Raw genomic sequence first — 17,012 nt, forward strand, 5'->3', positions numbered from 1 at the left:
GCGTTGAGGGATCGCACGGGGCTGTTTTCGCGGGTTGCGATGCCGCTCACCTGGGCGGTTCCCTGGGCTCCCTGTGATCCCTTGCGCTGGTCGGACTGGGGGAGGCGCCTGGGGCCGGGCTGAGGGAGAACTCCCCGATTCCCCGGCGCCTCCCCGATCTTTTAATTGGCGCAATACCGCGATTCGGCTAGTCGTCGTCCTCGTCGATGTCGTCGTCGAATCCGTCGTCGGGCTCGTCGTCGTCGCGATCGGCCAACGCCGCGGCGACCGCTTCGCCGGAGACGTGCATCCGGCCGCCGTCGGTCTTGTAGGTGGGGGCGCCGGCTGCGGCCATCCCTTCCTTGAACCCGGCCGGGGTCAACTTGGCCCACACGCTGGGGTGTCGACGGCCCAGCTCAGCGATGACCTGCGCGCATAGCATCCGCTCGGCGCCGGCGAGGATGTCGGCGACCTCGGTCAGCAGGTCCGGGTCGGTGTCGGGGGCGTCCTCAGGCTGGTCGAGTGCTGCGGCGTTGAGCAGCGCCATGGCCCGTGTCACCACCGGCGTGATCTCGTCGGTCCCGCCTTCCTTGGCGATGTAGTTCATCCGCACCAGCTCGAACCGGTTGCGGGTGAACCCGATGGTGACCGCGGTACCGATGTCCTCGTTCGGGTCCAGCTCGGTGGCGGTGATGCCGGCCTTGTACTTGCCGGTGCCGAGCAGGCCGTCATTGGCGATGTAGTCGCCGACGGCGAACGCGGCCCGGTTGGAGGTGGAGCGGGTCACTTCCTTCGGGATGGAGTCCTTGGCCGGGGACACGGTGACGAACACCAGCGTGATGCCGCACTTGCGCGCCTTCTTCATCACCTTCACGGCCAGCTCAGCGGCTTCTTTGCCGTGCTTCTTGTGCTCGAACAGCTCGTGGCACTCGTCCAGCACCACGATCCGCGGACGCAGCCGGGCGTCCTTCTCCGCCAGGTCCCGGGTGACCTTGATCTCGCCGTAGGTCTCCAGCAGCTTTCCGCGCGCCGATACGTCGTTGCGCAGCTCCCGCAGCCGCTTCAGCGCGGCCAGAATCTGCTCGTCGTCGTCGCCCTTGACCAGGGTGCGCAGCCTGGGGGCCATCGCGTCGTAGTCGGCGTTGTAGGCCATGACGTACACGTCGATGATGACCAGCGGGTCCAGCATCGCCCCCAGCAGCAGGTTCCGGGTCAGCGAGGACTTCCCCGTCCCCATGATCCCGCCGATCATGTAGTTCTTGGCCATGAGCTGCCCGGACACCACATCGCCGCGCTGGGTAATGCCGATCGGCACGCCCTTGAAGTAGTCGGCGGTGCCCTCGGTCAGCAGCGGCCACGGCGGCACCTGCCCGGACAACGAGCCCTGATGAGCGACCCACAGGTCCATCACGCCGGGCTTGCCTCGCGGCTCGGTCGGCCACACCTCCACCGGCGCGCGCAGCAGGTTGTGGGCCAGGGTGGTCTTCTTCTCCACGATTTTGAACACCGGCACCTCAGGCGGCAGCAGCAACTGGCAGCCCCAGCCCTCCCCAGCCAGGTGCGCCGGCTCGATCCACCGGGGCTTCCACCCGTTCTTGAAGTGCTTGTTCAAGGCCGGGATGCCGAGCGCGGCCAGGGCCTGCAGAATGGCCGACTCGTCCGGCACCATGTCCCGGTCCTCGCCGTTCTCCAGCTCGGCCGGCCCATCCCACACCAGCTCGGACTCACCGGCCCGGCCCATCGCCCAGAACGTGGCCAGGACCACGAACGGCGCAGACCAAACAGCAGGGCGCCAGCCGACCTCCACCACGGTGACCAGGAACTGCACGATGTCGGCGGCGATTTTGAACGGCACCGCCACCTGCGTGACATCGTCGGAGTTCGCCCACATCGCGATCCCGGCCACCAGCAGCAGGAACGCCGTCCCGGCCACGGTGGCGAGCACGCTCCGAGCGATCTCCACCGGCGCCGCCAGCAGCGCCATGCGCCGCTCGTGCCGCTCGTACCGGGCCAGCCGGGCCCGCTCCTCCCAGGTCAGAGCCGCCTCGTAGTCGCCGGCCTCGTGCGCGGCCTTCATCATCCGGTCGTGCAGCGTGGAAGTCTTCGACTCCCACGTCCGCACCGCCGCAATCCGCGCGCCGGCACCCACGAACCGCACGTGACGGCCAGTGGCGGTAGTGGCCGGGTGGCCGGCGATCGCACGCAGCCGTGCCCAGGCCTGGCGCCTGCGTACACGGCGCTGCGCCCGGGTCGGGCCGGCGTCGCGGTTGACGACGATGCCCTCCACGACGTGGGAGTTCGTCGCCGCCTCGGCCAGGCTCGGCCCGGCCTGTCCCGGCTCCTGGCCGCCGTTGACGAAGGCGGGCACGCCCAGGCCGTCATCGCCGGCCTCACCGCGCTGCGGGAACGTGATGACCCGCGCGCCCTCGGGCTCGTAGTCGTGCTCGAACGTTTCGGACATCAGTGGGCCTCCTCACCTGCGAAGTTGAACCCGTTGGGGTTGCTGTTGGCGCCGGTCATCACCGGCACGTCGTAGCCGACCTCGACGCGGGGACGTGCCCCGAACTGCTTGTCCAGGCCTGCGAACCTCCGGGACACCTGGCCCGGGTCACGCTCGGCGGCGCGGGCGGTGGCGCGCACGCCCATTCCGGTCTCCCAGCCGTAGCGGATTATCCGGTCGGCATCGGCCGTGGACACCCGGGTCTCGCCCGGCGTTTCCGGCTCGCTGTCGGCTGCTGCGCTGCGGTCAACACCCGGGGTGTTGACAGGGGTGTTGATAGGTGCAGCCTGCGATTCGACCGTCACCGAGTTGAAATCGCCGTCAGCCCCGACAGGGCCGGTCTCAGGGGTCTGCGCCGGGGCGGCGTCATCAGCTGCCTCCGCGATCCCCAGACGGTCCAGGGCGTCGGCGAAAGCGGCGCGGGACAGCTTGGCGTGAACCTCGCTCGGGTCGCCGTGCCGCAGCGCGTCCCCGATCAGCTTCATCCGGCCGCGGTAAGCACGGGCCTTGGCGGTGAGCGGGAAGCGCCAGCCGTCGCGCTCCCGGTCGGTGAGGCGCAGGAACTTCGCGACCCGGCGGGCCGAGTCCACGGTGAGGACGTCGGTGTCGATGGCGTCGGCCAGGCGCAGCCACACGAACACCCGCTCCGGCGTGATGCGCCAGCGGATCGGGCCGGCCGTCCGGCGGGTCCGGGCGGCGCGGCGCTGCGGGGCCAGGGCCCGCTCCCACAGCCAGGCGCCCACCGCCGGGATGACCGCGCGGCCCAGGGCCTCGCGGAAGTTGCCGGCCACCGACGTCGACAACGCGGCGGAGATGCCGGTCAGCACCCACAGCCCGACGCCGTCGACGCCGGCCGTGCCGGTCTCGCGGATGTTCTTGCGGGCCCGCAGCGCCTCGGCCACCTGCGCACCCTCCAACACCCCGACCAGGAACACCTTCAAGTCGATGCCGTAGTGCATGGCGTCCGTGAGGTACTTCCACGTGCCGGTAGCGGCGTAGGTGGTCGCGGCCAGCGCGACCACGGCGGTGATCAGGTCGGCCAGGTCGTAGCCGGACAGGAACCTGCGCACCCTGATGGCAAGCCAGACGGCAGTGCCGAACACGGCCAGGGCCACGACGCCAGCCACGACCAGCTGCCAGGCGGGAGCGGTGGCGGCCCAATGGGTCAGGGCAGTGGTGTTCATCGTGCACCGCCGATCCCGCGGTCGCCGAGCACCGCGTCGCCGAGCCGGCCGACGCCGTCAGGCGTGGCGAGCCAGGACGGGAAGCCGGTGCTGTCCTCGTGATCCGGCCACACCCCGGCGTCCAGCAGGGTCTGCACCGCGGCCACGCGGTCGGCGCGGTCGAGCAGCAGCACCGCCAGGGCGCGCAAGCCGTCGGCGTCGCCCTCGATGCTCACGCCAGGAAGTACGACGCCGCTGTAGGCGGGCATCTCGAAGTTGCCGTAGACGTAGAGCGCGCCGGCCCAGGTGTCGCCGGTCGGCCGAACCACGACGAGGCGGTGGAACGTCGCGTTGATCGGGTGGCGCAGCCACATCCACAGGGTCATCCACATCCAGTGGGCCGCCGGCGTGACCCTGGATCGGGTGGCTGTGCGGTGCAGCGCGGCGGGGTTGTGGTGCTGGCCGTTGTCGTTGGTGTCGTTGGGCTTGTCCATGTCACAGCCCTTCCGGGTTGAAGAAGTCGAGAGCGAACAGCGGCTCGCAGCCTGCGGCGCGGGCTTCGGCCCGGGTGTGGGAGGCATTCGCGGCATGCTCGGGTGCGTCGTAGGCCAGGTGGCAGCGCTGGCACATGGCCAGCAGGTTCGTGTCGTCGCAGTTCTCGGGGGTGCGGTCCAGGTGCGCGGTAGTCAGCACCACCGGCGACTTGGTGACCGGGTGCGCGCTGCCGTGCACCGCGGCACAGCGGCCGGTGTGGGTGCGGCACTGGCCGGTGCACTCGCATCGCCCGGCCGCGCGCACGAACCGGATCCGGAAGCTGATCCGGGCCCAGCCGCGCGGGTAGCGAGCCTTGTTCTCAGCGCGGATCGGCATCACGCACCACCGATCTGGCCAGCCGCACCGACGGTGCGGGTCCGGCGCAGCGGCGCCGACTGGATCGTGTAGCCGCCGGCCGGGGGTTCGGCCAGGCGCCAGGTACCGCGCCCGCCGTGCTTGGCCGCGTACAGCGCCACATCCGCGCCCTTCATCGCCTGCGGCAGGGTCGGTGTCGGCAGCGCCGCCACCTCGACCACGCCAACCGACGCGGCGGCCGGCAACACGGTGGCGCCGAGCCGAACCGGCGCGGATAGCGCGGCCAGCAGATCGGCCATACGCACGCCCAGCGGCGCGTCGGTGCGGTGCGGGCGGCAGAACGCCATGAACTCGTCCCCACCCAGCCGCCCGGCCGTACCGCGCGGCCCGACCCAGGCGGCCAGGCGCGCGGCAAGCGCGGCAATCACCGCGTCGCCGGCGTCGTGGCCGAACGTGTCGTTGATGGCCTTGAAGCCGTCGCCGTCGACGGCCAGCAGCCACAGCCCGGCCGGTCGGCGCACCGCCTTGGCAGCCAGGCGGCACCAGGCCGCGCGGGTCGCCAGACCGGTTACCGGGTCACGGCGGGAAGCCACGACCTGGCGGCGCTGAGCGAGGTTCAGCACGCCCAATGCCGCTGTTGCGGAGGTCGGGACCAGCATCGCGGCGGCGCTCATCGCGCACCCCCGGCCTGCTGGGCCACTTCCAGTTCCGCCTTCAGCGCGGGCATGCCGCGGCGGAAAACCTCGGCGTGCACCTGGCGGCGCGGCGCGGCGATCGGCGTGTTGAGCAGGTTGTGGATCCACAGCAACGACACGAACTCGGCGCGGTCGTTCTCGTCCTCCTCGCCAGCGCCGGTCAGGTACGCGTAGATGCCCACGTCCTGGGGCATGGCCGCCATGGCCATGGTGCGCAGCTGGTACCAGGTGAACTCGTCGTCCGCCAGCGCGGCCGCGGCCAGAACGCCGGCGCCGTCCAGGCGGTGGCCCGGGGCCGCGCACAGCGCGTCGGCTACGCGCCCGATGGCGGGCCAGTAGTCAGTCACCAGTTGCTCGGCTAGGGCCGCGCCGATGCCCAGTGGCAGGGTCGTGTCGGCGATCAGTTTCTGTGTGTGCACCAGGTCGTGTTCGGCGGTGCTGCGGGCCTCGGCGGCGGCGTTGGGGTGGCCGGCTTGCTCCAGCAGACGGCGCGCCGCGATCTCGCCGGCCGCGGTGGCGACCAGTTCGGCCAGCTCGGTGGTGTTGATTCCGGAGAACGTCGTGCTGCCTGTAGCGATCTCGAACTCGTCGTCGTCGACGGCCTCGATACCGCACTCGATGACGTGCTGGCCCAGCAGCAGATGCACCACGGCGTGCCCGGCCTCGTGCGTGGCCATCAGACGCACGGCTCCACCGGCGTAGACGAAAGGCGCCGGGGCGTTGACAGTCGGATGCGTCATGTCACTGCCCTCCCAGGTGGGAAGGGCCGGTGTGGTCGCGCCAGGCGCCGGACTCGGTGTCGAAGGCCTGGATCTGAAGGAACTCCGCCACCTCCGGGCCGTCTTCGCCGCCGCCGATCTCGCGGTGGACCGGGCGCATCCGCCAGGTGCCCTCACCGCCAGGCCACCAGTCGGCGTGCCGGTCGTGGTCGAACCAGCACACCGCCCGGGGCGGGAGGAAGTGGCACTGCTCGGGATGGGTGACCTCGTACATGTCGGTGTCGACGCCATCGAGCGGGTGCGCGCCGATGAAGGTGCGCACGGTGTGCCAGGCCGCCTCGGCCTCCTCGGCCAGCAGGTCCGGGCCCCCGTGCGCGGCCAGCAGCCGCAACGCCTCCCGGCCGCCGCTGTGCCGCTTCACCTGGTCCACCACACGACCGCCAAGGGTCCGCTGCTCAGTGCTGCCGGCACGCAACGCCGCCACCAGCCGGGACACCGAGTGCGAGCCAGTGGCGACCAGCACCACAACCGGGGCGCCCGAGGCGTCGTCGTAGGCGCGGGACTCGAAGCTCATCGCCGCACACCCCCGTCCAGGGCCCGCAGCGCGGCGGCCAGCATCGGCTCGTGCGCCTCGTACAGCCGTCCACCGACACGGGCCAGCTCCACGATCAGCGAGTCCAGGTCGGTTAAAGGCAGCCAGGCCGTGTCGGTGGCGTCGTCACCGGCGGTCGCCGGCACGACGCCGGGCAGCTGGAACAGTGCCGCGGTGGAGCACACCCAGGAGTGGTCGGAGTTGCGGTGGTCCTCGACGTACCCGGACCAGATCACCTGCGGGGTCAGCTCGGACAGGTCGACGCCGGTTTCCTCGCGCAGCTCACGGGTCAGGGCCTGCGGCGCGGACTCACCGGGATCAACCATGCCGCCGGGCAGCGCCCACACGCCGATGTCGGCGCGGCGGATCAGCAGCACCCGCCGTCCGCGGCCGGTGCCGGCCACCACGATCGGGTCGGCGGCGGCGTTCTCGCCCCACTTGCCGAGATTCCGGCCCCACCGGCCGGTGCGGCCGGTCGGGTTCAGCGGCCACCCAAGGGCGTCGAAGGTGAACGGCACCACCGCCACGGACGCCCGAAAGAACCAGTCGCGGATCTCGCTGGGGGTCGCGAACGGCTCGGCCCAGCCCTCGGCCACCACAGCGGCCAGGTTCTCCGGCAGCAGCTCGGCCGGGGTGATGTCGACCGGGGCGTAACCCGGGTGCGGCACCGTCCACGGCCGCAGCGCAGCCTCGGGGTCCTCGACACGCAGCCGCACCTCGATGTACCGGCGCACCATGCGCGAGTTGCCACGGTTCGCGTACTCGCCGGACTCCTCCACCACATCGAACGCGCGGCGCAGCACAGCGGCGACGGCCTCGACCTGGTCGGGGGTGTCCATCAGACGGAGCTTCACAGCGCACCCCCGGCCAGGATCAGAACCGTGATGAACAGCCAGCCCTTGTGCCAGGCCTGGTCGAGCAGCGCCGCGCCGGTGGCTGCCGGCATGTTGTCGTCATGGCCGGGGCGCGGGGCGCCCAGGTCGTAGAAGGCGGCCTTGCCCGGCCCACACAGCGAGGCCAGGCGGCGCAGCGTGGTGCGCCGGTCGGCCCAGTAGTGCGAGACGGCGTCGATGCCCAGGCCGAGGGCCCACCACAGCGGGCGGACCGGCAGCCCCGTCACGGCGAACGCGGCCAGCAGCGCGGCGAGCTTGGCGCCGGTCAGGGAGGCCACGTGCCGCGCACACGCGGCCCGGGCCTTCCATCCGGCCCCGCCCTTGGTGAGGGCCTGGCACGGGGTCTGGAGCCAGTAGTCGGCGACCTCGTGGGCGGCGATCAGCGCGACGTAGGACACGGCCAGCACGGCCGCAGCAGTCAGGTTCACTTCCCCGCCTCCTTCGTGCAGGACTCGGCGTGTGAGGTCGCGTCGTCGACGGCGGTCTGCCAGGCGGAGTCTTTGAGCTCGGGCAGGTAGCTGTGCAGGCCCTGCGGTCCGCAGGCGGTGCAGATCGTGGAGAAGGTGTTCGGCAGGTGCGGGTAGTCCGCGACGTTCACCACGGCCCCGCCGGCGGTGGAGAAGAAGGCCAGCGGCTCCGGCGCGGCCTCAGCCGCGTCGTCGTCCTGGCCGTCGTCGCCGCTGGGGGTTGGCGCGGGCAGGTAGTCGTCCAGGTGCTCGTCGTCCCAGCCGACGGTGCCGGCTACCAGCCGGTGGACCAGGTCGGCCTCCCAGGAGCCGGGACGGTTCGCGGTCACCGCCTCCACCGAGCCCAGTTGCGCCGCGGCAGTGGCCAGGACACCAGCGAGCCAGCCAGCCACGTCAGTGCCGTGGGCGATGACGGCCAGCACCGCCGGCAGCGCCGCCTCAGTCGCGGCGGCGACGCTCGGCAGCGCCAGCACAGCCCGCAGCCGGGCCGTCGCACCGCGGTGCGCGGTACGGGCCGGGCCCATCAGGGCCGCGATGTTCGTGCGCTGCTTGCCCTCGGGCAGCTCGGTCAGCAGCTGCTCGCCGACGGCGAGGGTGTGCGACAGGTCCCGCACCAGGTTCCGCGCCGAGTCGTACTCGCCAGCCTCGACCATCCCGTTCAGGCCGCTATACGGCAGCCAATCCAGGTCGATCGCGGTGTCGCAGATCTGGCAGGACTCCTCAGCGCCGCACCACCACGGGTGGGTGAACGCGCATTCCGGGCACCGCAGCGGCGAGAACTCGGCGTCGGCGGCGTCGATGCCGTCGGCCAGGAAGGACTCGTCGACGGCCCAGCCCGCGGTGATGTAGCCGGGCAGGATCTCGTTAACGACCTGGCGGAAGCCGTGCAGGTAGTCGGTGCTGCTGTCCGCCTCGGTCGGCAGCGGCAGGGCGTCAGCCAGGTAGATGCTGACGGTCTGGTTGCCGTCCCACAGCCGGATCATCATGTCTCCGCCGGCCGGATGCGTCAGCATCCACTCGGCCAGGATGAACCGGCCGTCCAGCTCATCGATGGGCCACACGCGGGTCATTCGGTCACCCCCGGAGCCTCGATGCCGTCCAGCGCCGCCAGGTCGCCGGCGCCCTGCAGCAGGCACGCCGGGCAACCCGGCGCCTGGTGGTCGTGCACCAGACGGGCCGCGTCGATCCCGTCGACGGCGGCGATGTCGAACTCGGCGTCGTGCAGTGCCGCCAGCTGCGCCAGCCGCAGCGAGGCGGTCTTGCCCTGGCTCATCAGCCCGCCGACGAGGACGTGCTGGATGTACGGGCGGCCGGGGTCCGCGTTCAGCGCGCCGATGAGCGCCTCGGCGACGTCGGCGTGTCCGGAGTCGATCCGGTTGGCCTCGGTCAGCCGCGCGACCACCTCCGGGGCGGTGCCCGGGTGGGCGATCACGGCGCTGCGCTCGCCGATGGCGAAGCGGAAGCCAGCCAGCACGCTGCTGACCGCCGCGGCCTCGGGGTTCAGGTTCGGGTTCGTCATGGCTCAGACCGCCTTCGGGTCCAGCACGCGTAGCCACGCCGCCGTCATCGGGCGCCGCTCGTTGCTGTGCAGGTCGGAGGTGATCTGGTTCTCGGCCGTCAGCGCGATGCGGGCGGCGTCCATGTGCAGCGCGGCCATCTGCGCCCACAGCGCCACCTGCTCGGCGTCGTGCGGGGCGTCGGAGTAGTCGCCGGTGACGTTCTCCACCAGCGCCAACAGGCGCGAGGCCATCGCGTAGTGCTCCGGTCCGGTCATCGAGAAGCCCCCTTCGGGACTGAAGAATTCGAGGAAGAAGAGTGAGAGGGCGACGGGCTGGTCGGCCCGGCCGGGTTGGACCCGTCGGTCGTGCCGTCCAGCGGCCCGGTCGGACCGGGCGTGGTGTCGTCGTTCTGCGTCAGGCGCACCAGCGCCAGCACCATCGCCACGATCAGCGCCGCGTAGATGACGTTGGCCAGCAGCACCTGCCACCAGCGCGGCCCGGGCGGCGTCACCTGGTACACGGCCTGCGCCTTGAACGCCTTGTTGGCCTTGTAGATCCGCCGCTCACGGGCGATGACCCACACCACCGCCACGACCACACCGAGGGTCGCCAAAACGGTCACCGCGACACCGCCTTGCCGGTGTTGCTCGGGTCCCGCTCGCTGCGAGCCACCGGGGCGTCGATGCTGATGTGGCGGTCGCCGGCGACCAGCTTGTGGACGTGCAGAATCACCTGGCCGTCGTCGTACACCTGCGTGTCCATCGGCGTGTCCAGGGCGTCGGCCAGCAGCTGCACCGCCGCGGCACGCTCCTCCATGTCCAGCTCGATGCCGTAGAAGCCGATGGTGATGTTGCCGCTAGCGCCGACGAACGTGACCGTCGCCGAACCCAGCTCCGCGTGCCGGTCGATGAACGCCGCGAGGGTGCGCAGCGACCGTGCCAGCGGCACGTTCGCACTAGCCCCGTCGGCGGCGAACCCCGCCCACAGCGACGACCCGCCCTGCGAGACCGGGATCTTCTGCACCACCGGCTTGTCGATGTCGCGGTGGACCACCGCGACCGGCACACCTTGCATGCGCAGCCGGGCCGCACTCGCCTCGGCGATCGCCACCGAACGGTGCCGACCGCCCTTACAGAACACGTGAACCGGCAGATCCAGGCCCTGCGGGTCCGACACGTGGTCGAACAACGCCAGAACCCGCGCCACCGTGTCGTCCACGATCTCCAGCGCCCCCGGCGTGGCCATCACGTGGTCGAAGACCACGTCGTCCAGGCCGGTCTTGAACCGCATACTCGGGTCGTCGTGCGGGTTCCGCAGCGCCGTACGCAGGTCCACCGAAAGGGCGTTGCCCTCCGGCGGCTCACCGTGCAGCACACCAAACGTGGTGATCAGAACGCGGCTCATGACGCCGCCGCCAGACCGGCCTGCCACTCCGTGGTCAGGTCGCTCATCGAGATGCTGCGGCCGTTGTCCAGCTCGTTCATGCCGCGCTCGACGAACGCGCGCGGGATACGGAAGTTTGCCTGGTCGCCGGAGCCGCAGTCGAGGGCGGGCAGCTTGCCCGAGACGCACATGCGGCGGACCGTCTCGCGGGAGACGCGGAAGATCTTCGCGACTTCGTTGACGGTCAGGAAGTCGGCGGTCGACACCTTTGCGGGCGCCGCCGGGATCTGCGAGAGCGCGGTGCGAACGATCTGGGCCACCGCCGCTTCGATCTGGGCGATCGCCGCCTCGCTACGCTGGTCGAGCATCGAAACTCCTCCGAGAGTCCGGTGTCGCCCCGGTCAGCGCAGTGTTGGCGCACTGCGAATTGCTGACCGGGGCTCTGCTGTGTTGGGCGTGGCTTGACGCGCAAGCCCCTGAGTGCCCTCCTAGCTACTTAGCTAGCTAGGTGCACTGGTTGCAAGGTAGCGCGAGGGTGACGCACAACGCAAGGATTTAGCTAGCGAGGTAGCTAGGATGGGGTCTCATGAGCATTGATCCGACTGACCCGCGTTCGTCGTCACGGCAGATCGCCGACGCATTGCGCGAAGAGATCGTCAGCGGACGCATCGTGCCCGGCGAGAGACTTCCATCGGAAAGCAGGCTCGTCGAGACCTACGGGACCGCTTCGCAGACTGTCAAGCAGGCGATCGGCCTGCTGAAGGCTGAAGGCCTGGTCGAGGGCCGGAAGGGGAGCGGTGTCTACGTCCGCCAGGCGCCCGTCATAACGCGGGTGGACATGAGCCGCTTCTCCCGCAGCAAGCGGGCTGCCGGCCGGGCAGCTCAACAGGCGGAAGCAGAGGCAGCTGGCCTGTCGTGGAAGCAGGAGGTCTTGCACCTCGGCGAGGTACCTGCGCCAGCTTGGGTAGCTGAGCTGTACGCGATCGCGGAGGGTGACCCGGTTTTCGTTCGCCGGCGTCGCGAGTGGGTGGGCGATCAGCCGAACCAGCTTGCTGACTCGTACTACCGGCCCGAGGTAGTCGAGGGAACAGCGATCCAGGAGCTGAAGACCGGCCCCGGCGGGAGCCTCGCGCGGTTGGAGGAGGCTGGTCACCGCATCGTCCGCTTCCGCGAGCAGCTGAGGACTCGCATGCCTTCGCCCGAAGAGGTTCGAAGCCTTCGCTTGGCGGAAGGGGTGCCAGTCGTTCGGATGCGTCGGGTCACCTTTGCTGAGAGTGGCCCAGTGGAAGTCTTCGAAAGCATCATGGCCGGCGACCGGTTCGAGTTCACCTACGAGTTTGACGCTCCCGAGTAGTCGGCCAGGAAGCGAGATCGACTGTGGAAGTTGCGTACACCTGCCAGGCGGCGCCGGGAGGCCGTCCTAACGATGACTTCGTCATCGCGACCGAGCGGTACGTGGTTGTGCTGGATGGCGCGACGGCACCGGCCGGAGTGGATTCCGGTTGTATTCACGACGTGCCGTGGCTTGTCGCGCAGCTGGGGACTCATCTGGCGCGGATGTTGAGCACCGAGAAGGCGGCGCCTCTCGTCGAGGTTCTGCGGTCGGGCATCGAGGCGACGATGGCGAGCCACGCCGACACCTGTGACCTGACGAATCGCGACAGTCCGTCGACGACGGTCGCGATCCTTCGCCGAGATGCCGAACTCCTTGAGTACGCGGTGCTAGGCGACTCCGCGGTCATCGTGGAGCAGCACGACGGCGAGCTCGTGGTTGGCCACGATGACCGAACGTCGTACCTGCCGGCCTACACAGTCGAGGCAGTGAGCCGGGCACGGAACACCGAGGAGGGGTTCTGGATCGCCAGCGTGCAGCCTGAAGCCGCCGATCGTGCAGTGACCGGCGCGATTCCGGTGTCGGCCGTCAGCAGCGCCGCGGTCATGACCGACGGCATCACGAGGCTTGTCGAGCGCTATGGCTGGAGCTGGGCTGATCTGCTCAAGCGGCTGGAGAGCCACGGGCCCGCCCAGCTCGTTGAAGACATTCGCGCCGAAGAGCGCGCCACACCAGCCGGTACGTTTCGTGGCAAGGTCCACGACGACGCCACCGCCGTGTTCTGCCGATTCTGAGCTGGAGGAGTAGCCACCGTGGGAGTCAAGCACTCAGTAAGCGTTGCCGGCGCCGTTGTCCGGGAAGACGGACGGATCCTGGCGATCCGGCGGCATGACAATGGAGCGTGGGAAGCTCCAGGTGGAGTGCTCGAACTCGACGAGACTGTCGAAGCCGGCCTGGCTCGCGAGATTCGCGAGGAGACGGGTATCGAGGCTGAGCCTGACGCCTTGACCGGCGTGTACAAGAACATGAAGGTTGGGGTCGTCGCCCTCTTCTTCCGCTGTCGCCAGGTTGGAGGTGCAGAGGCCCTGTCCGAGGAAACCACCGAGGTCCGCTGGATCCTTCCGTCTGAGGTCGAGGCGCTCATGGCGCCGACGATGGCCGTCCGGCTGCTCGATGCTCTGTCCTTCGATGGACGGCCGCGGGTCCGAACGCACGACGGCGTGCAGCTGCTGTAACGGCTCCTGCTCCTTACCTGTTGATATCTAGTCGTTGGCGATGCGCGTTTGCTGCTGTTCAACAGCTGTTTCAAGGATCGTAGTCACAAAATCCACTGACTCTCTATGTGATCCGTAGTGCCTTTCTGCCAGGACTTTACTCAACCAGACAGCCTTATTCTGGTTCGCGTGCTCCCTGTGAAAGCTCTCCAGTTCGCCAACGGGGACGACAAGAATTCCGAGCTTACGTAACTCTGCCCACAATGCGTCAAAGGCGTCGCGAGCGTCGCCGGACAGGCTTTCGCGGCCGAACCGTTTCACTTCATGCCAGCCGCCCTTCGTGGCTGTTGCTTCTCTAAGATTCTCCAGTTCGCCGCTGCTAAGATACCGATCTTCGCTACGCTCGAGCAGTTTAACTAGCTGATCTCTAACCGTTGATCGCTCCGGTCTCGCACCCTTGCTCCCTACGGCCGCCTTGATGACATTGCGCGCTTTTGAAAAAGCGGCAGGATCGCCTCCGGCGGCTTCGACTAACCTTGCAAAATCGTCGTCCCGCAGGAAATCAATATCCACGACGGACACGACTGCTGCGCCTGCGGACCGCAATGTCTTGACCGCGGCAGCGATGCGACTCTTTCCTGCACAATGCGTGAAATGCAGATCCAGTGAATCGACTGGCGTTCCATCTTTGAGTTCGCTGATAGTGTCCATCACGGCGCGGTAGTAGGTGCAATCACCGTCGCCTTCGCATAGTACAGTAGCGTTGGCGAACAGCCCATCTAGGATGTTGTAGTAACGAGTTAGTGGATCGTTATATAGCGCTCGAAGGGTTTCTGGGTCAACTTGTGCTGCGCGATTCTTCTTCCCCTCCCTTGTTAGTCGGGCGATAGATACTTGTGCCTCGGTGTTGCCGGATGCTGCAATTAAGCCGTCAAGAACATGGGAGCTATGTGTTGCCACAATTACCTGTGTGCTGGGCCCTGTGAGGTCGACCAAGAGTTTTCCGAGGAGGCGGGCTTGAGGAGGGTGTAGAAAAGCTTCCGGTTCGTCGATGAACACCAATGGTGGGTTGGCCGTGGTAAGGGCGAGTACGATGCCCAGAAAGGATCTCATGCCATCGCCTTGCTCGCGCCATAGCGGCAGCTTTCGTAATTCCCGTAGGTAGTCGATGTCTGGGTTGCTTACGGCTGGCCTTGGGGGACTCCCTACGTGCAATTTGATTTCCGGTGTGCCGCCCCGGCTCACGGTCAGGGTTACGCCGAAAGCTCGCTGGAGCAGGTCACTCACCTTCTTCTCCAGCTCGGGGCTCTGCCAGAGTCGTTGGGTGGGCTGAAGGGGCTGGCTGCTCGGGAGCTCGATGGGGTTAAAAGTCTGGGAATCCTGAACTAGACCAAGTCGGCCGTCGGCGTTCATGTGTGCAAAGAGTGTTGCTCCTAGCTGTCCCGATGACTCGACTCTTCCCCACCAGTTGGAGACCGAATCCCGCGTTACTGCGATGCCGTTGACAACGAGATGCTCTTGGTCGACTTGGCCGTAGGGATATTGGCCGCTCTCCTGGAGTCCGTAGATCTTTGCTAGGCGGTCAAAGTAGTCGCCGGGTGATCCCTGGTGGACAATGTCGACTCGCGAAACGGCGAGCTTAGGTGGAAAAGGTTGTGACCCCCGGGTGATGGCATCGATTGATTCGCGCAGGACTAGACTCTTGCCAGCATTGCTTGGCCCCACCAGGACCGTGACACCGTCAACGACGTTGATGGCGTCACCGCTCGTCAGTTCGATGCGGGTGGCTTTGATCTCCATCTCAGGATGCTAACAGTGCGTCTGCCGCACAGTTGGACCCCCGCGCCAATTCGCCACTGCTCGCCAGGGCCACACATTTCATTGATCGCGGGCAGCCGACTTCCCTCTCATCAGTAGTCGGCGTTTGTGCCTGCGCGCCTCAACGCCACCGGCACCTAGATCGGTTGGGCGGCCACCTTCGTTGCCGCTGCGGTGCAACAGGAGGTCTCGCGACAGCTGCTCGGCAGCGCGCTGGTCCGCTGTCCTGGTGCCGCTCGCGTAGAACCGCAGGGTAGTTACGCCGCCATCAGCGTGCCCAAGACGCTCGGCGACCGTGGCAACATCCACGCCGCCTTTCAGTAGCTCCGTTGCGTTGAAGTGCCGCAGGTTCTTCAGCGGCTTTGTGACGCCCACCTTCGCGGCGAGCCGCTCGTAGCGGTGTGTATAGGTGTCGGGATTCCACGGCGTCGAACCGTCGGGCTCGGGGGAGAAGACGTGCGCGTCGTCCTTGAGCTTCAGGCCGGCCTGGGCCAGGGCGGCGACACGGCGCGCCTTGAGGGCCGACAGCAGAGCCACGCTGAAGCTGTCCAGAGACATCCAGCGGTCCTCATCGGTCTTGGTCCCCTTGAACTCCCTCTTGCCGTCGCGGACGACGTAGTTCTCGTCGAGGCAGACCAGGCCGTCGTCCAGGTCTATGTCTCGCCAGCGCAGGGAGATGATTTCGCCGCGCCGGCCGCCGGTGATGGCTGACATCCACAGCTGGATCCCGAAGTCCTCGTCGTGCTCGAACGCTGCGTTGATGAGCGCCGCGACCTCTTGCGGGGTGTGCGGTGGAGCCTTCTTCTTGGTGACCTTTCCTTTGTGGGCGAGCTTCCCGGGGTTCTTGTCTGCCCAGTTCCAGGCGATGGCGTAGCCATACGCGGCCTGAATGATCGCGTTGATCCGCGTGATCGTCGCCGTTGGCATGGGCTTGCAGACGTGGGGCTGGCAGTCGCGCATGTTGGCCTTGGGTGTGCCGTTCTTGTTCCGCGGCTGGCAGTCGTGCGGGCGGTTCGTACGGTGGTCCGTCATCGGCTTGCCGTGGCAGAGCTTGGAGCACTGGCGCAGGTGGTTGTACAGCTCGTCCAGGACGTCCACGCGCTCCTGGAACTGCCGGACGGTGTACTCGCCGATCGTCGGCTTCAGCTTCTGCTCGATGTAGCCGCGGTTCGTCACGGCAGTGCTCAGCTCGTGGTCGGAGATCTCCATCCACTTGTCCAGGAGGTGCGCGACGGTCGCCGAGCGGTCGGGCGACCGCTTGGACTTCGCCTCCTTGAGGAGCTTGCCGGCGTCCGCTACGGCCTCTTCCTCGGTCTCGCGGACCTCACCGTTCAGGTAGATCTGCTTCTTCGAGATGGGGTCGATGCCCGCGTAGACCTTCGCGCGGTACCCGTTCTTCAGCCGTTCCACGTGCCCCTTGGCCATGGGCTCAAGGTAGCTCCAGAGACCGACTCATTCCAGAAACCATTCCACAGGGCGTGGTTTGTCGTAAGCAGTGAGTATCAGCCAGTGGATAGAGGCAACGAAAAAGCCCAGGTCAGACGATGTCTGACCTGGGCTTTCGTGGAGCCTCCTATCGGAATCGAACCGATGACCTACGCATTACGAGTGCGTCGCTCTGGCCGACTGAGCTAAGGAGGCCCGGCCCGTCAGCATGCACCGCGGGCCGGTGCACGAGTGTACCTGACGCTAGGCGCCGACGTCACAAGTGATTCCTGCGGGGGGGACGGTGGCTTGGAGGAGGTAGGCGTCGACTGCGTTGTCGATGCATTGGGAGCCTCGGGTGTAGGCGGTGTGGCCGCTTCCGTTGAAGGTGAGGAGGTGGCCGTTTTGCAGCTGCTTGGCCAGGCCCTGGGCCCAGGGGTAGGGGGTGGCGGGGTCGTCCTTTGTGCCCACTACGAGGATGGG

The 17,012-nt window shown here is 68.1% G+C and carries 21 protein-coding genes and 1 tRNA gene; 3 read left to right on the forward strand and 19 right to left on the reverse strand.

What is annotated here, in order from left to right:
• Positions 1-187 precede the first annotated feature (187 nt).
• The 15 genes from GWK61_RS41985 to GWK61_RS42055 are packed head-to-tail and all read right to left on the reverse strand — an operon-like array spanning position 188 to position 11,107.
• Entirely contained in the window at positions 188-2,440 is a 2,253-nt protein-coding gene (locus GWK61_RS41985) for an ATP-binding protein (RefSeq protein ID WP_194917485.1), read from the reverse strand.
• Positions 2,440-3,663 (reverse strand): hypothetical protein, encoded by a 1,224-nt coding sequence (locus GWK61_RS41990; RefSeq protein WP_194917486.1) that lies wholly within the window; start codon positions 3,661-3,663, stop codon positions 2,440-2,442. The genes GWK61_RS41985 and GWK61_RS41990 overlap by 1 nt, the downstream gene beginning before the upstream one ends.
• Positions 3,660-4,136: a hypothetical protein gene (locus tag GWK61_RS41995; protein ID WP_194917489.1), complete on the reverse strand. Its 477-nt coding sequence runs from the start codon at positions 4,134-4,136 to the stop codon at positions 3,660-3,662. Before GWK61_RS41995 ends, GWK61_RS41990 begins: the two co-directional genes overlap by 4 nt.
• A 1-nt stretch (position 4,137) precedes the next feature.
• Positions 4,138-4,512, reverse strand: a complete 375-nt coding sequence (locus GWK61_RS42000) for a hypothetical protein (RefSeq protein WP_228563830.1) — start codon at positions 4,510-4,512, stop codon at positions 4,138-4,140.
• Complete coding sequence (locus GWK61_RS42005) at positions 4,512-5,165, reverse strand: GGDEF domain-containing protein (protein ID WP_194917493.1); 654 nt, start codon at positions 5,163-5,165, stop codon at positions 4,512-4,514. The genes GWK61_RS42000 and GWK61_RS42005 overlap by 1 nt, the downstream gene beginning before the upstream one ends.
• Positions 5,162-5,926 (reverse strand): hypothetical protein, encoded by a 765-nt coding sequence (locus GWK61_RS42010; protein ID WP_194917495.1) that lies wholly within the window; start codon positions 5,924-5,926, stop codon positions 5,162-5,164. The genes GWK61_RS42005 and GWK61_RS42010 overlap by 4 nt, the downstream gene beginning before the upstream one ends.
• 1 nt (position 5,927) lies before the next feature.
• A complete protein-coding gene (locus GWK61_RS42015) occupies positions 5,928-6,479 on the reverse strand; it encodes a hypothetical protein (protein WP_194917497.1) in 552 nt (183 codons plus the stop codon).
• Positions 6,476-7,336: an NUDIX domain-containing protein gene (locus tag GWK61_RS42020; protein WP_228563831.1), complete on the reverse strand. Its 861-nt coding sequence runs from the start codon at positions 7,334-7,336 to the stop codon at positions 6,476-6,478. The genes GWK61_RS42015 and GWK61_RS42020 overlap by 4 nt, the downstream gene beginning before the upstream one ends.
• Before the next feature lie 11 nt (positions 7,337-7,347).
• Entirely contained in the window at positions 7,348-7,818 is a 471-nt protein-coding gene (locus tag GWK61_RS42025; RefSeq protein ID WP_228563832.1) for a hypothetical protein, read from the reverse strand.
• Positions 7,815-8,927 carry a hypothetical protein gene (locus tag GWK61_RS42030; protein WP_194917499.1) on the reverse strand — a complete coding sequence of 371 codons (1,113 nt, stop codon included), beginning with the start codon at positions 8,925-8,927 and terminating at the stop codon, positions 7,815-7,817. The genes GWK61_RS42025 and GWK61_RS42030 overlap by 4 nt, the downstream gene beginning before the upstream one ends.
• Entirely contained in the window at positions 8,924-9,376 is a 453-nt protein-coding gene (locus tag GWK61_RS42035; RefSeq protein WP_194917501.1) for a hypothetical protein, read from the reverse strand. The genes GWK61_RS42030 and GWK61_RS42035 overlap by 4 nt, the downstream gene beginning before the upstream one ends.
• Positions 9,377-9,379: 3 nt before the next feature.
• The gene (locus tag GWK61_RS42040) at positions 9,380-9,631 is read right to left on the reverse strand and encodes a hypothetical protein (RefSeq protein WP_194917503.1); all 252 of its coding nucleotides are present in this window, start codon (positions 9,629-9,631) and stop codon (positions 9,380-9,382) included.
• Positions 9,628-9,978: a hypothetical protein gene (locus GWK61_RS42045; RefSeq protein ID WP_194917506.1), complete on the reverse strand. Its 351-nt coding sequence runs from the start codon at positions 9,976-9,978 to the stop codon at positions 9,628-9,630. Before GWK61_RS42045 ends, GWK61_RS42040 begins: the two co-directional genes overlap by 4 nt.
• Positions 9,975-10,760: a RapZ C-terminal domain-containing protein gene (locus GWK61_RS42050; RefSeq protein WP_194917508.1), complete on the reverse strand. Its 786-nt coding sequence runs from the start codon at positions 10,758-10,760 to the stop codon at positions 9,975-9,977. The genes GWK61_RS42045 and GWK61_RS42050 overlap by 4 nt, the downstream gene beginning before the upstream one ends.
• The gene (locus GWK61_RS42055; protein WP_194917510.1) at positions 10,757-11,107 is read right to left on the reverse strand and encodes a helix-turn-helix domain-containing protein; all 351 of its coding nucleotides are present in this window, start codon (positions 11,105-11,107) and stop codon (positions 10,757-10,759) included. The genes GWK61_RS42050 and GWK61_RS42055 overlap by 4 nt, the downstream gene beginning before the upstream one ends.
• 218 nt (positions 11,108-11,325) lie before the next feature.
• On the opposite strand from GWK61_RS42055, the gene GWK61_RS42060 reads away from it, so the two are divergent.
• Genes GWK61_RS42060 through GWK61_RS42070 form a run of 3 tightly spaced genes read left to right on the forward strand, consistent with a single transcriptional unit; the run spans position 11,326 to position 13,307 of the window.
• Positions 11,326-12,093, forward strand: a complete 768-nt coding sequence (locus GWK61_RS42060; RefSeq protein WP_194917512.1) for a GntR family transcriptional regulator — start codon at positions 11,326-11,328, stop codon at positions 12,091-12,093.
• A 23-nt stretch (positions 12,094-12,116) separates the two neighbouring features.
• Positions 12,117-12,866 carry a protein phosphatase 2C domain-containing protein gene (locus GWK61_RS42065; protein ID WP_194917514.1) on the forward strand — a complete coding sequence of 250 codons (750 nt, stop codon included), beginning with the start codon at positions 12,117-12,119 and terminating at the stop codon, positions 12,864-12,866.
• 18 nt (positions 12,867-12,884) lie between these two features.
• On the forward strand, positions 12,885-13,307 hold the full coding sequence (locus GWK61_RS42070) for an NUDIX hydrolase (protein ID WP_194917516.1): 423 nt from the start codon (positions 12,885-12,887) through the stop codon (positions 13,305-13,307).
• 27 nt (positions 13,308-13,334) lie between these two features.
• On the opposite strand, the gene GWK61_RS42075 is transcribed toward GWK61_RS42070, so the two are convergent.
• The 4 genes from GWK61_RS42075 to GWK61_RS42090 form a co-directional block, all read right to left on the reverse strand.
• Positions 13,335-15,086 carry an AAA family ATPase gene (locus GWK61_RS42075; protein WP_194917519.1) on the reverse strand — a complete coding sequence of 584 codons (1,752 nt, stop codon included), beginning with the start codon at positions 15,084-15,086 and terminating at the stop codon, positions 13,335-13,337.
• Positions 15,087-15,164: 78 nt separating this feature from the next.
• Positions 15,165-16,529 (reverse strand): tyrosine-type recombinase/integrase, encoded by a 1,365-nt coding sequence (locus GWK61_RS42080; RefSeq protein WP_194917521.1) that lies wholly within the window; start codon positions 16,527-16,529, stop codon positions 15,165-15,167.
• 139 nt (positions 16,530-16,668) lie between these two features.
• Positions 16,669-16,745: transfer RNA gene (locus GWK61_RS42085), tRNA-Thr, on the reverse strand.
• 48 nt (positions 16,746-16,793) lie between these two features.
• Positions 16,794-17,012, reverse strand: a 219-nt coding sequence (locus GWK61_RS42090) for an alpha/beta hydrolase (protein WP_194917523.1), incomplete at its 5' end; no start/stop codon positions are given.

This window comes from Catenulispora rubra, from assembly GCF_015356825.1.
Classification (GTDB): Bacteria; Actinomycetota; Actinomycetes; order Streptomycetales; family Catenulisporaceae; genus Catenulispora; species Catenulispora rubra.

Bases quoted from the DNA above. Each gene is read 5' to 3' on its own strand.
- GWK61_RS41985 (WP_194917485.1), bottom strand. From the start codon at position 2,440: ATGTCCGAAACGTTCGAGCACGACTACGAGCCCGAGGGCGCGCGGGTC.
- GWK61_RS41990 (WP_194917486.1), bottom strand. From the start codon at position 3,663: ATGAACACCACTGCCCTGACCCATTGGGCCGCCACCGCTCCCGCCTGG.
- GWK61_RS41995 (WP_194917489.1), bottom strand. From the start codon at position 4,136: ATGGACAAGCCCAACGACACCAACGACAACGGCCAGCACCACAACCCC.
- GWK61_RS42000 (WP_228563830.1), bottom strand. From the start codon at position 4,512: ATGCCGATCCGCGCTGAGAACAAGGCTCGCTACCCGCGCGGCTGGGCC.
- GWK61_RS42005 (WP_194917493.1), bottom strand. From the start codon at position 5,165: ATGAGCGCCGCCGCGATGCTGGTCCCGACCTCCGCAACAGCGGCATTG.
- GWK61_RS42010 (WP_194917495.1), bottom strand. From the start codon at position 5,926: ATGACGCATCCGACTGTCAACGCCCCGGCGCCTTTCGTCTACGCCGGT.
- GWK61_RS42015 (WP_194917497.1), bottom strand. From the start codon at position 6,479: ATGAGCTTCGAGTCCCGCGCCTACGACGACGCCTCGGGCGCCCCGGTT.
- GWK61_RS42020 (WP_228563831.1), bottom strand. From the start codon at position 7,336: ATGGACACCCCCGACCAGGTCGAGGCCGTCGCCGCTGTGCTGCGCCGC.
- GWK61_RS42030 (WP_194917499.1), bottom strand. From the start codon at position 8,927: ATGACCCGCGTGTGGCCCATCGATGAGCTGGACGGCCGGTTCATCCTG.
- GWK61_RS42035 (WP_194917501.1), bottom strand. From the start codon at position 9,376: ATGACGAACCCGAACCTGAACCCCGAGGCCGCGGCGGTCAGCAGCGTG.
- GWK61_RS42040 (WP_194917503.1), bottom strand. From the start codon at position 9,631: ATGACCGGACCGGAGCACTACGCGATGGCCTCGCGCCTGTTGGCGCTG.
- GWK61_RS42050 (WP_194917508.1), bottom strand. From the start codon at position 10,760: ATGAGCCGCGTTCTGATCACCACGTTTGGTGTGCTGCACGGTGAGCCG.
- GWK61_RS42055 (WP_194917510.1), bottom strand. From the start codon at position 11,107: ATGCTCGACCAGCGTAGCGAGGCGGCGATCGCCCAGATCGAAGCGGCG.
- GWK61_RS42060 (WP_194917512.1), top strand. From the start codon at position 11,326: ATGAGCATTGATCCGACTGACCCGCGTTCGTCGTCACGGCAGATCGCC.
- GWK61_RS42075 (WP_194917519.1), bottom strand. From the start codon at position 15,086: ATGGAGATCAAAGCCACCCGCATCGAACTGACGAGCGGTGACGCCATC.
- GWK61_RS42080 (WP_194917521.1), bottom strand. From the start codon at position 16,529: ATGGCCAAGGGGCACGTGGAACGGCTGAAGAACGGGTACCGCGCGAAG.